The following is a 12,866-nucleotide window of genomic DNA, read 5'->3' as shown; positions in this document are numbered from 1 at the left end:
ATTCTGTATAAGTCGTTATATAAAATATATTATATGGATTTTTAAAATATAAATACATTATTGTAGCTTTTTTGTTGTCTGTTTAGTATGTTTTTGATAATTTTAATTTAAATAAAAATAAGTATTTAAATTAAAAAAATGTTATTTAATGAATGCGTATTCATATAAAATAAAAGATTGCTATTAGATTAAAAATTGGTTATAATCCAATTATATAATAACTGTAAAGTTTAATGTTTTTTTAAATAGGAGGGACGTATATGAAAAAAATTTATAAAATTTCTGTTGTTTTAGTATTGGGAATACAATTGTTAGTTAATCCAACTGCCAAAATATTAGCACTGGGAGATACGGAGAAATCTTCAGTAAACTCTGATAGACAAAATTCTGAATCAACAAGTAGTGATACCTATAAACCAGTGGAAATAAAGGAAGCCAATAAAGAGTCAATAAAGGCTGAAGGAGCTGAAACTTCTGGGAACGAAGTCAGTGAGGAAAGTCCATTAATTGAACCGGAACCGGAACCGGAACCTGAGTCAAAGCCAATCCCAACTGCCACTAATGAAACAAATGAAGGGAGTCCCGAGCCTGAACCGGTGACTACAGATGCTTCAACAAAGGATACAACTGAAAATATAGCCGCCCGAGCAGCTAATATAGCTTCAGGAACAGTTGGAACAAGCCCATGGTATCTAACTTCTGATGGTGTTTTGCATATTGGAGCAGGGGAATTAGTGAATACAACTAATTCTGATAGCCCTTGGGGAGCTTGGAACGAAAAGATTATCTCAGTGGTTTTAGATGGTCCTGTAAAAGCCGCTCCAATTTCGGAGTCTTTATTTAGTAGCTTTTATAATGTAGTTAGTTTTGAAAACCTTAACTATCTTGATACGAGTAATGTTACGAATATGCGAGCAATGTTTTTTCGAGCTGAGTCTTTAAAGTCTCTAGATTTATCAAGTTTTAATATGAGCAATGTAACAAATACCAACAATATGTTTGCTTTAAATCGTTCTTTAGAGAACTTAAATACTGCAGGATGGGACACCAGTAAGATTCAAAATATGGATACGATGTTCAGCGCAACTAATTTTAAAGAATTGAATTTAGAACATTGGAATACAAGCAGTGTTACGTCAATGCGCGATATGTTTGCTGGTAATAAGTCATTAGAGAAGTTATCTGTGTCAACATGGGATACAAGAAATGTAACAATGATGTCTTCATTTCTTGAACAAGCATCTTCTTTAAAAACATTAGATCTTAGCGGATGGACAACATCTAGTTCTACAAATGTCGTTGCAATGTTTAGTTCTACGGACTCACTATGGAAAATAACATTACCAAGTACGTTTAATAATCTATACATTACAGGGCTTGCTTCATTAGATCCCAATCGTACAGACTATACAGATAAATGGCAATCAGTAGGTAATGGAACAGATACTCAACCGAATGGTCAATACGTTCTTACAGGAAGAGAACTTACAGAGACGTTTAAAGGAGCTACTATGGCAGATACCTATGTCTGGCAGCCTAAAGCACCTGTAATGGGACAAGTAAATGTTCGGTATGTAGCTCAAGGAGGAAATGCAGTAGCTCCTACTAAAGTGATTAGTGGAATTGAAGGAACACCCTATGATGTTAGTACACCAGATTACAAATTAGTCATTCCGGGCTATACATTAGATGAAAGCATATTGCCGACGAATGCGATTGGACTTCTGACTTCATCTGTTTCATATCAGGATGTAGTGTATGTCTACAATCAACCAGCTGCTGATGTTACAGTACGTTATGTGGATCAAGCAGGTAATGAACTTGCACCTAGTAAAACGATTAGTGGAGTTGTAGACGATTCTTATGATACAACAACAGCAGATTATAAAAAGACAATCGCTGGTTACACCCTAGATGAAAGTCAACTGCCGAGCAATAAAACAGGAACATTAGGTGTTAATCCTCAAACAGTGAACTATGTGTATAAGAAAAAAACAATACCTTCTGGTGGTGTCAAAGTCCGTTATGTAGACCAACAAGGAAATGAATTAGCACCTTCTAAAGCTGTTGAGGGAAATGTGGGAACACCTTATGATGTAACCACGTCAGATTATCGATTAGTGCTTCCGGGGTATGAGTTAGATCAAAATCAAGTATTGCTAAATGGGACAGGAATATTCAGTGAAGATACTCAAACCGTATCGTATGTTTATAAGCAAATTATAGAAGCAGATCCGGCTTTAAACGTGACCGTTCGTTATGTGGATGAAGACGGTAATGAAATTAGGCTTAATAAAACAATCAGTGGATATGTAGGGGATCCTTTTGATGCGACAACCTCTGATTATAAATTAGCCGTTCCAGGATATACCTTAGACGAAACGCAATTGCCAAGTAATGGGACAGGTACTTTAAGTGGAAATTATCAAACTGTAACCTATAAGTATACGAAAAATCCACTAATTGCAGCAGATGTCACCGTTCGTTATGTGGATCAATCTGGCAATGAATTGAATCCTAGTAAAACAATCAGTGGAAATATCGGGGATGCTTATGATGCGACAACGTCAACTTACAAGTTAACGATTGCAGGCTACACGTTAAATGCCAGCTTATTGCCAACAAATGGAACAGGAACCTTAAGTGCAAATGCTCAAACAGTGACGTATATTTATACAAAAAATGTAGTAACTGCAGCAGATGTGACGGTTCGCTATGTGGATCAATCAGGCAATGAAATCACTCCTAGTAAAGCGATTAGCGGAAATATAGGTGATGCTTATGATGTGACAACTTCAACTTACAAGTTAACGATTGCAGGCTATACGTTAAATGCCAGCTTATTGCCAACAAATGGAACAGGAACCTTAAGTGCAAATGCTCAAACAGTGACGTATATTTATACAAAAAATGTAGTAACTGCAGCAGATGTGACGGTTCGCTATGTGGATCAATCTGGCAATGAAATCACTCCTAGTAAAGCAATCAGTGGAAATATCGAGGATGCCTATGATGCGACAACTTCAACTTACAAGTTAACGATTGCAGGCTATACGTTAAATACCAACTTGTTGCCAACAAATGGAACAGGAACCTTAAGTGCAAATGCTCAAACAGTGACGTATATTTATACAAAAAATGTAGTAACTGCAGCAGATGTGACGGTTCGTTATGTGGATCAAGATGGAAACGAAGTAGCTCCTAAAAAAGCAATAAGTGGAAATATAAGCGATGCCTATGATGCGACGACATCAGATTACAAGTTAACGATTGCAGGTTACACGTTAAATGCCAGCCTCTTGCCAACAAACGGAACAGGAACCTTAAGTTCAACACAGCAAACAGTGACGTATATTTATAAGAAAAATTCAGTAGCTGCTGGTAGTGTGACGGTTCGTTATGTAGATGAAATGGGAAATGTAGTAGCGACGAATAAGACGATTACAGGAAATGTTGGTACAGCCTATGATGCGACAACACCAGACTATACGCCACTTATCGCAGGTTATTTATTAGATACCACTCAACTACCAAGTAATGGAACAGGAATGCTAAGTACAGAGTCTCAGACAGTCACTTATGTTTATAAAAAAGAAATAAGACTCTTAGCTCATGTTATTGTCCGCTATGTCGATCAGCAAGGTCTTGAGATAGCGCCTAGTAAAGTGCTTGATGGAAATATTGGAACACCCTATGATGTAAGTACACCAGATTATCAATTAGTCATTAATGGTTATTCATTCAATCAAAATCAAGTAGTAAATACAACCGGTATATTCAGTACAGATAGTCAAACTGTCACGTATGTCTATACGAAGAATCCAGTAGCTGCAGCAGATGTGACGATTCGTTATGTGGATCAAGCAGGAACTGAAGTAGCCCCTAGTAAAACAATCAGTGGTGATGTAGGTAATGCATATGATGCTAGTACGCCAACCTATAAAGCTGTTATTGCAGGTTATACACTAGTAGAAAGCCAATTACCAACCAATGCAACTGGTGTATTACGCGTAGAACCACAAACAGTCACGTATGTTTTTTCAAAAAATCCATTAGCCGCGGCTGGTGTAATTGTCCGTTATGTAGATCAAGATGGAGTCGAAGTAGCACCTAGCAAATCAATTAGTGGAAATATAGGTGATGCATATGATACAACAACTTCAGAGTATCAATTAACGATTGCAGGATATGAGTCAGATACTGCTAAATTGCCAACAAATGGAACAGGTACGTTAACTACGATTGCCCAAACAGTCACGTATGTGTATGTGAAAAAAGCCGTACCAGCTGCCGCAATCACAATTCGTTACGTGAATCAATCAGGCAAAGAACTTGTGTCTAGTAAGACGCTTAACGGCAATCTAGGTGATGCATACGATGCAACAACTTCAAAGTATAGAGTAAGAATTGTAGGTTATACTCTAAATGCTAACTTATTGCCAACAAACGGAACGGGTACATTCAGTGCCGATGCCCAAACAATCACGTATATTTTTGTAAAAAATAGTGTCAAATCTAATCCAACGAATGGAAGTAATCCTAGTTCAACTAATGGAGGCAAACCAACGGTTAACTCAAGCTCAACAAAAGGTGGGACGTCACCAATAATCAGAGGACTAGACTCTGTTAAAAGAGGAAATTCAAGCACAAATCCGATTAAAAAAACGTATCCTCAATTGGGAGATAATGCAACAATGGGTATGATTCAAACAGTAGTAGGTGCATTTATCTTGTTTGGACTATTGCCACTGCTTCTGATCATGAAGAAACGAAAGAAAAATTAAATTGATTAATTGATTGATAAGTTTTACAGCGTTCCATACAAACAGTAACTAGAAATAAAGTAGATTTCTAGTTACTGTCAGATGGAGCGTTTTTATTTGCTAAAAATAGATTATAGATGGATAGTTATGATAAACTAAAATCAATTAAGCTGGAAGTGGGGTAGAAAAAATGACAAATTATCAAGTGATATCACCAGATTATTTTGAAGAACAAGTTGCCTTAGGTGGATATGCTTTTAATATGGAGATAACGGAAGACCGTCGCAATCGCTTTAAAGAAACTTTTGAACATACAATTTCTTTGGGCGCTTTCCATGAAGAAAAATTAAGTGCCCAAGTATTGGTTACCCCTTATGTAGTTCATTTTCATCAGGCCTTATATAAAATGGGCGGAATTGGACTTGTTTCAAGTTACCCTGAATATCGAGGTTCTGGAGATGTTGCAGCACTCATGAAATTATCGTTAAAAACAATGAATGAGAAAGGGATGGATTTGTCTTATTTAGCACCGTTTTCCTATCCTTTCTATCGTAAATATGGATTTGAACAAATCTTTGATCAATTTAAAATGACTTTAACAGCTGAACAATTACCTAGAGTGAAAACAAAATCAGGCAAATTAGAACGTGTGATATGGGAACAAGGCAAAGAGTCGATGAAATTTTTATATGAACAGCAAAAAGCTAACAGTGTAGGAGCTGTACAACGAGAAGACTGGTGGTGGGAATATCGATTTACTCATAAGCCAGATCAAAAAATTGCGCTTTATACAAATGAAGCGAATCAACCAGAGGGCTATATTGTCTATTATTTGGATGGAGAGACGTTTAAGATTGAGGAAATGATCTATCACACACATACAGCCTATGAGATGTTATGGGGATTTATAAGTTCTCATAGTGGCAGTTTTAAGTTTTTTGACTATACTGGTGGAATGGATGAGCAGCAAGCTTATTTATTAGAAAATCCACGCATTAAACAAGAAGTTATTCCATCTATGATGGGACGTATTGTAAATATTCAGCGATTTTTATCTCAGTATCCATTCAAAGAACTAAGTGAAAAGGAACTTTATCTTGAAATAAGTGATCCAATTGCACCGTGGAATGATGGAATTTGGCAACTGACTTTTACTAAAGGGCAACCACAATTCACTGCTGTTACACAAGTTAATACTGAAAAAGAACAATTTTTAATTAAAGGTGATATTCAGACTTGGACACAAGCTTTTATTGGTTATCGTTCAATAAGTGAATTGCACTTCTTTCATCGGTTAACAGGAAATCAATCAGGTATCGCGGAATTAGAAAGAATAATTCCAAAGGGGATTCCAACATTGTCAGATTATTTTTAAAATAAAAAAATGCATGAAACCCATTATTTAAATAGTGGATTTCATGCATTTTTGTTAGCTTTCTAATAAACGTAAAGCTTCTTCATAACCAGTAATTTGTCCTTGAAGATTGGCTATTTTTAATTCATTCTCAACATAATTGATGGGATTGGCTAATTGTTCTGAGCGGCGATCTGCTAAGCGGTCAATCTCTTTTTTTGTGTCATTTAATTTGTGCGTAATCTGCTCTGTACTAGTTAACATTGGTTTCCCTCCTAAGTAATTAGTTGTTCTTACGTCTAGTTTAATCCTCTTGAAGATGAATAGCAAAGAATATGAAAAATATCAACTTTCAAAAAGTAAGCTAATTACTTGAAGTAATTAAACGGATGTGTTTTAATTAAACTATTAAGAGAATAAAAATTTAAGGAGTGACAATAATGTATAAAATAAATGCAGAAACAGTTATTGGGAAAGTTGTTTTAAATGTTGAAAATTTAACGTTAATGCGAGATTTTTATCAAGAAATGATTGGCTTAGAAATTCAAGGTGAAACAGAAAATGAAGTTCATTTTGGAATTCATGGAGAAACGAAGAAAGAATTACTTACTCTGAAAAAAGTTGCAGCTCACCCAAAAGTTACAGCGACTGGTTTGTATCATACGGCGTTTCTATTACCAAAGCGTAGTGATTTAGGTGATAGTTTATATCATTTACTTAGAGGGAAATATCCAATTACAGGAGCAAGTGATCATGGATACAGCGAAGCTATTTATTTAGACGATCCTGAGGGCAATGGAATTGAGATTTATCGCGATAAACCAAGAGAGTTTTGGGACATTAATCCAGATGGTACGATTAACGGGATTACGATTGAGATGGATGCAGAAGGTGTGATTGGTGAAGCTAGTGGTTCATTTACAGGGATGCCAGTTGGAACAACAGTGGGACATATTCATTTAACTGTTGCGAATTTAGAGAAAACTCATGAATTCTATGTAGATACGTTGCAGTTGAACTTACAGACTGAATTTCCTAATCAAGCGAAATTTTTAGCAGCAGGGGGATATCATCATCATATTGGAACCAATGTTTGGTCTGGTAGAAATATTCCGGCAATGGAAAAAGGTACAAAAGGTTTGAATTATTTTACGATGGTCGTTCCGTCTGTTGAGGCGTTAAAAGAAGTAGAAGCAAATTTAATTGAAAAAGTTTATTCTTATGAACACGATTCAACTCGCCAAGAGATTAAACTAACAGATCCAAATGGAATTGATCTAGTGATTGAAGTTAGAAAATAAGCGAATAAATGGGTAATAATGGAGAGGATACTTTCTGTATTATCCATTTTTTGCATGTTATTTAGTAAAATAGCTTAAATTTTATTAAATATTAAGGTTCGATGTATGTTTCTATCCTTGAATTTATTGTATACTTAGACTGTTAATCAAAAAATGATTCGGGGGACACTATGGAAAATCAAACGAAAACCTCATATAAAGAGGGGTTAAGTGCTGCTCAAGTAGCCACTCAAAAAGAGAAGGGCCTAGTGAACGCAGCGCCTGAGAAGGTAACTAAAACCAATGGCCAAATTATTAAAGAAAATGTTTGGACGATGTTTAACTTATTAAACTTAATTATCGGAGTTGCTTTAGCAGCTGTTGGAGCATATTCTAATCTGTTATTTATGTTGATTATTTTATTAAACATTTGTATTGGGATTTTCCAAGAAATAACAGCAAAAAATTTAGTTGAAAAACTTTCTTTAATTTCAGCAGTAAAAGCTCATGTCATTCGTGATGGGCAAGAATTAGAAGTTGCGATTGAAGATTTAGTGCAAGATGATATTATTTTATTAGATATGGGAGATCAGATTCCTGCCGATGCTATTGTTGTTCATGGCAGCATCGAAGCTAACGAGTCCCTGTTAACAGGTGAATCAGATTCAATTATGAAAAGAGAAGATGCGCATTTACTATCTGGAAGTTTTGTTGTTAGTGGTAGATGTTATGCTCGAATAGAAAAAGTTGGAGCAGAAAGTTTTTCTGCTAAGATTGCTCATGAAGCGAAAAAACACAAAAAAGTTAATTCTGAGTTAATTCGTTCAATGAATAAAGTAACTAAGTTTACCAGCTATATTATTATTCCAATTGGAGTTGTTTTATTCTTAGAAGCGTTATTTGTACGTTCAGATGATATGCAAACATCGGTTGTAGCAACGGCTGCCGCTTTATTAGGAATGTTGCCTAAAGGCTTAGTGTTGTTAATTAGCTTAGCTTTAGCTACTGGAGTAATTAAGTTATCTAAAAAGAATATTTTAGTCCAAGAAATGTTTGTTCTTGAAACTTTGGCTCATGTGGATGTTTTGTGTTTGGATAAAACTGGAACCATTACAGAAGGTAAAATGAGTGTTTCAAATGTGACGACTTTACGTGATGACATTGTTGATCTTCCCACAGATGAGTTAATTGGAGCTTATATAGGCGCTTCAGAAGATCGAAATGCGACAATGACTGCCTTAAGAGCACACTTTACAGCCAATCAAAAACAAGAAGTTCTATCAGCTGTTGCTTTTTCTTCTGAAAGAAAATGGGGAGCGATTAACTTTGCTAACATTGGTTCGATTGTTTTTGGCGCACCAGAGATGTTATTGCAAGGGACAGAACTACCTGAATTAGTCATTAATGCTCAAAAAATGGGCACGCGTATTTTATTACTGGCTCATACAAGTGAAACTGTAACAGACGAAGGCTTACCACAAGTAACCCCAGTTGCTGCTATTGAACTAGATGATCCGATTCGTAAAGATGCAAAACAAACGTTAGATTATTTTAAAGCAGAAGGTGTTGCGGTCAAAGTAATCTCTGGGGATAATCCCGTTACAGTTTCAAATATTGCACGCAAAGCGGGACTTGAAGATTACGCAACTTACGTTGATTTATCAACGATTACAGATGAAGAAGAAGTTCGCAAACTGGCACTAACTCATAGTATTTTTGGTCGTGTTAGTCCTGAGCAAAAGCAACTACTAGTAAAAGCACTGCAGGCAAATGGAAATACTGTGGCTATGACAGGTGATGGTGTAAATGATGTACTGGCCTTAAGAGAAGCCGATTGTAGTATTGCAATGGCAGAAGGAAATGATGCTGCGAAGCAAGTTTCTCAATTAGTCTTACTAAATTCAGACTTTTCAGCTTTACCAGATGTCTTGGCAGAAGGCCGTCGTGTTGTAAATAACGTGACTAAAGTAGCATCAATCTTCTTTATTAAGACGATTTATTCAGTTATTTTAGCAGCAATTTGTATACTAACAACAATTGCTTTTCCGTTTATCCCAACACAAATCACCATGATTGATTTAGCTATTGAAGGGTACCCATCGTTCTTTCTATCGTTTGAACCGAATAAGAAGAAAGTGAAAGGGAAATTTTTAAATACTGTTATTCACTCGGCGTTACCAAATTCCTTGTTGATTATTATGAATATTATTGCAATTTACTTTATCTCAGATATTCAAGGATTAGGTCAATTAGAAACAACAACATTAATGTTTTACATGGTTGGATTCACTAGTATCTTGGGTGTTTTAAGAGCATGTCTACCATTTAATCCATTGCGAATCTTCTTATTTAGTACAGTTGCTGTTGGATTTTATACAGCAATCTATCTGTTCAAAGGTTTCTTACACTTAGGAACGATTACGAATAATACGTTACCGATTTTCTTAATCTTGATGATTATTACAGCAATTCTAAGATTTGGTTATTCCAAATTGATTAATCGAAAAGAAATGCAACTAGAGAATGCATAACTAAATTTAGCAACTTGAGAGAGCTATTCTCAAGTTGCTTTTTTATTTGTTGGATAAGTATAAATATTTCCATAATATAAATTAGGAGGCACTTGCGATGTTGTAAGTGTCTTTTTTTTGATAAATAGATCCGCTTAAGCACACAGAAAAAGGAGTTACGATAAGATGAATTAAGGAACTAAAAAGCTACTATACTAAGTTTATCAAGTAAATAAATCAGTGGGGTGTTTCAGTTGGAAAAACAAGTTGTAATGGAAATTAGCGAAGTAAGTAAAAGATATCAAGATAGGTTAGCTTTAGATAGAATTAGTTTTGACCTGAGGCAAGGAGAAATTAGTGGACTGTTAGGACCAAATGGTGCTAACTCATAAAGTAGAATATAGACAAGGGCATACACAACCCTGTCTGTTGTAAACCTCATTTTTTAGTATTCGCGAAATAGTCGAAATAGCCCACATTCCGCTTAACTTTTCATGGTTGGTAACGTGATTTATCCCTAGTTGTTTCTTTCGTTCTGTTGGCGCAGTCATTCCTGATGAATTGAGCTTTTTTACAATTCTAAGCTAGCTCATACCATTATAAACATACCATCCGTAAATGTTTCTCACGATTTCCGCCGCTTCTTCATCAATGAAAGGTTTATTTTTCGTTTCGTCAGTAGCGCATTTAACGTAGTTTGTGTTGCTGCTATATAGTAAAACATAGAGTCGTCACAAAAAATATTTATTAATTTTTTTTACATTAAGTATCTATTTTTTGATATACTGATTTTATAATAAATTAGACAAAACTTTAGAATAAATGACGAGAGGAGGCTTTTTTATGAGCAAGATTGCTTCTAGTACTAGCCTGGCAACCACTGCTGTCGCTGGTGTAAAATCAGTCACTATCAATAAAGGCAAACAAGTCTCTTTGGGGAAAAGTACAATAGCAAGTATGAAAACTGGAATGGAAGTCAATAACCAATTGTTGTCAGATTTAGCTCAACTAGTTGAATGTGTAACAACTCAAAGTGAAAAATTCCCCAAAATTGCAGAACTTATTGCACTTCGAGATAGCCAGATTAAGTTTTAAGAGGTGAAAGAATTGGAAAATAAGACAAAGGATCAAGAACGTGTGAAATACGATCGACTAATTTTAGAAAATGAAGAGTTAATTGATGAGCTTAATAATGGAAAAAGAAAAATAGAAGAATCTATTTACAGCTTAGAAGAAGACTTTCATAGAGGTTTTCAGAAACTAAATAGCTTAAATGATGAAACTTCAAGATTTGGTGGTTCTCAAACTAGTTGGTTACTACATAATAATGAAGAACAAGAGCGATCATTTCGTCAATTACTACGCGAATCTAATGAACAAATTGCATTAGCTTATAAGAAAGAAACAAAAAAGATGGATGAAGAACGAGAAATGCTTTATAAGAAACGGAGTGATATTCCTTGGGATTAGTTTATTCAAGTGGTGAGTCCGCAGAATTGATTCAAGCCTTAACTAGCAATTTAGCGAGTGGAAAAGAAGCAGTCAATCAATTAAAAACTGGAAGTCAAAAAATAGTTGCAGCAGTTGATGGACGCACTCTGGCTGGAGCTGCTTACACTGCTGGAAAAGGATTATTTAGCGATCTGATTATTCCAATAATTACACGTGCAACGACCGCTTGTGATGCAATCGAACAAGAATTACAAAAATATAAATCAGCCGATGAAGCTATTTCAAGTGAGGGATATTTAAATGAAGACAATTTAAATCAACAAATTGCAACAAAGAAAGCAATGAAAGCTTCTGTAGACTTTGCCTCGTCCGTCGCAAGAACAGCTTCAAGAAATAATCCGGTTGTAGCAGTATTAGATGCTTTACTTGATTTTCAGAGGAATTTAAATCGGATGTCAGATAGTATTCAAGATGATATTGAGCAACTGCAAAAAAAATTAGAAAAGCTACACAACTTTTCTTCTCAAACGAATGGTCTATTCAATAATAGTCTTAATGATTTGAAGATAGCCATACAAGGAGTTCTAGTGTTAGATAGCATGATTGTAAATCCTGACGGCTCATATACCTTGCCAGCTGGAGTAGATAAAAGTTGGTTTACGAGCCAAAAAGATATAGCAGCATTTAAGAATTCACCAAACTATGCCGTTACACACATGCCGAAAAATAGGACACCTAAAGAAACGGAAAACTGGTTAAGCGAAAATCTTCAAAAATTTGGACCTGACTTTTTAGATTATTTTAAAGATGGAACGGTATCAGCTATAAGTTTTAGAAATGGCCGTGCTTTTCTAAATGGCATTGCCATCTCTCAAGATTCATTAGGTAGATTGAAATGTAGAAATAGATTTTTATTTAAACCAACTCAAAATGGAGGTCACACTTACAATCTAGGTAAAGACTTCCAAAATAAGTCTGGTATTGATCTAGGAGACTATCACTACTCAAGGCTTCCAAACGGAAAGTTTAATTTTGGGGAGATGAAAGCAGCAGGGTTTGTAGGGTTTAAAGATGCTTTTAATCCCATTAATGATTTTAAAAGATGGGGAGATGCTTCAAAAGTTAGTAAATTTGGAAAAGGTCTAGGAATTCTTGGAACGGGGTTAACAATAGGAAATAATTTTGCAGATAACATAGATCTATCTGATGGGCTTGGTGTAGGAGAAACAGTTAATTTTGTGACAGATACTACAATAGATATTGGTTCAGGTGCAGGAGCTTCTGCGGTTGGTGCAATGGTTGGTTCAGCCTTCTTACCTCCTTTAGGGACAGTTGTTGGAGCTGGTGTAGGCATAGGGGTAAATATGTTTATAAATCATCCCTTTGGCGATCCACCTAAAAGTACCGTTGATCATGTAAAAGATGGTGTGAAGAATGTTACAAAAGGTATTGGGGATAAGATAAGCAATTTAGTAGGAGGATTTAATTTTGGGTTTGGAGGTTAATT

Annotated in this window: 10 protein-coding genes; 8 read left to right on the top strand and 2 right to left on the bottom strand. The window is 35.5% G+C overall.

The genetic code is table 11. The features are described 5' to 3' along the window. Positions 1 to 260: 260 nt before the first annotated feature. Together BR43_RS19020 and BR43_RS06455 are read left to right on the top strand one after the other, a co-directional pair. Positions 261 to 4,784 (top strand): MucBP domain-containing protein, encoded by a 4,524-nt coding sequence (locus BR43_RS19020; RefSeq protein ID WP_051933843.1) that lies wholly within the window; start codon positions 261 to 263, stop codon positions 4,782 to 4,784. 169 nt (positions 4,785 to 4,953) lie between these two features. Then, on the top strand, positions 4,954 to 6,138 hold the full coding sequence (locus BR43_RS06455; RefSeq protein ID WP_034560397.1) for a GNAT family N-acetyltransferase: 1,185 nt from the start codon (positions 4,954 to 4,956) through the stop codon (positions 6,136 to 6,138). A gap of 54 nt (positions 6,139 to 6,192) precedes the next feature. Here the strand turns inward: BR43_RS06455 and BR43_RS06450 are convergent, their stop codons facing one another. Next, positions 6,193 to 6,381, bottom strand: a complete 189-nt coding sequence (locus BR43_RS06450) for a hypothetical protein (protein ID WP_034560395.1) — start codon at positions 6,379 to 6,381, stop codon at positions 6,193 to 6,195. 176 nt (positions 6,382 to 6,557) lie between these two features. On the opposite strand from BR43_RS06450, the gene BR43_RS06445 reads away from it, so the two are divergent. From BR43_RS06445 to BR43_RS19850, 3 genes are all read left to right on the top strand, one after another. Next, positions 6,558 to 7,418, top strand: a complete 861-nt coding sequence (locus BR43_RS06445; RefSeq protein ID WP_034560393.1) for a VOC family protein — start codon at positions 6,558 to 6,560, stop codon at positions 7,416 to 7,418. Between the two features lie 170 nt (positions 7,419 to 7,588). Further along, the gene (locus tag BR43_RS06440) at positions 7,589 to 9,928 is read left to right on the top strand and encodes a cation-translocating P-type ATPase (RefSeq protein ID WP_034560391.1); all 2,340 of its coding nucleotides are present in this window, start codon (positions 7,589 to 7,591) and stop codon (positions 9,926 to 9,928) included. Between the two features lie 233 nt (positions 9,929 to 10,161). After that, positions 10,162 to 10,299: a P-loop NTPase family protein gene (locus tag BR43_RS19850; protein WP_157463963.1), complete on the top strand. Its 138-nt coding sequence runs from the start codon at positions 10,162 to 10,164 to the stop codon at positions 10,297 to 10,299. Here BR43_RS19850 and BR43_RS20710 read toward each other — a convergent pair. After that, on the bottom strand, positions 10,294 to 10,485 hold the full coding sequence (locus tag BR43_RS20710) for a recombinase family protein (protein WP_425393647.1): 192 nt from the start codon (positions 10,483 to 10,485) through the stop codon (positions 10,294 to 10,296). The two genes, BR43_RS19850 and BR43_RS20710, sit on opposite strands and share 6 nt — an antisense overlap. Before the next feature lie 265 nt (positions 10,486 to 10,750). Here BR43_RS20710 and BR43_RS06435 point away from each other — a divergent pair, with 265 nt between their 5' ends. Genes BR43_RS06435 through BR43_RS19015 form a run of 3 tightly spaced genes read left to right on the top strand, consistent with a single transcriptional unit; the run spans position 10,751 to position 12,864 of the window. Further along, a complete protein-coding gene (locus BR43_RS06435; RefSeq protein ID WP_034560389.1) occupies positions 10,751 to 11,002 on the top strand; it encodes a hypothetical protein in 252 nt (83 codons plus the stop codon). A gap of 12 nt (positions 11,003 to 11,014) precedes the next feature. Beyond that, positions 11,015 to 11,377, top strand: a complete 363-nt coding sequence (locus BR43_RS06430; protein WP_034560387.1) for a hypothetical protein — start codon at positions 11,015 to 11,017, stop codon at positions 11,375 to 11,377. Continuing rightward, positions 11,368 to 12,864, top strand: a complete 1,497-nt coding sequence (locus BR43_RS19015) for a T7SS effector LXG polymorphic toxin (RefSeq protein WP_051933842.1) — start codon at positions 11,368 to 11,370, stop codon at positions 12,862 to 12,864. The genes BR43_RS06430 and BR43_RS19015 overlap by 10 nt, the downstream gene beginning before the upstream one ends. The last annotated feature ends 2 nt before the right edge of the window (positions 12,865 to 12,866 follow it).

It is taken from the genome of Carnobacterium gallinarum DSM 4847 (assembly GCF_000744375.1).
In the GTDB taxonomy this organism is placed as follows: Bacteria; Bacillota; Bacilli; order Lactobacillales; family Carnobacteriaceae; genus Carnobacterium; species Carnobacterium gallinarum.
The sequence above is the reverse complement of the archived record's forward strand: the minus strand, read 5'-3'. Positions and strand labels throughout refer to the sequence as shown.

What these genes read in the sequence shown, in the direction of transcription:
- BR43_RS06445 (WP_034560393.1), top strand. Translation starts at nt 6,558, where the DNA reads ATGTATAAAATAAATGCAGAAACAGTTATTGGGAAAGTTGTTTTAAAT.
- BR43_RS06440 (WP_034560391.1), top strand. Translation starts at nt 7,589, where the DNA reads ATGGAAAATCAAACGAAAACCTCATATAAAGAGGGGTTAAGTGCTGCT.
- BR43_RS19020 (WP_051933843.1), top strand. Translation starts at nt 261, where the DNA reads ATGAAAAAAATTTATAAAATTTCTGTTGTTTTAGTATTGGGAATACAA.
- BR43_RS06450 (WP_034560395.1), bottom strand. Translation starts at nt 6,381, where the DNA reads ATGTTAACTAGTACAGAGCAGATTACGCACAAATTAAATGACACAAAA.
- BR43_RS06435 (WP_034560389.1), top strand. Translation starts at nt 10,751, where the DNA reads ATGAGCAAGATTGCTTCTAGTACTAGCCTGGCAACCACTGCTGTCGCT.
- BR43_RS06455 (WP_034560397.1), top strand. Translation starts at nt 4,954, where the DNA reads ATGACAAATTATCAAGTGATATCACCAGATTATTTTGAAGAACAAGTT.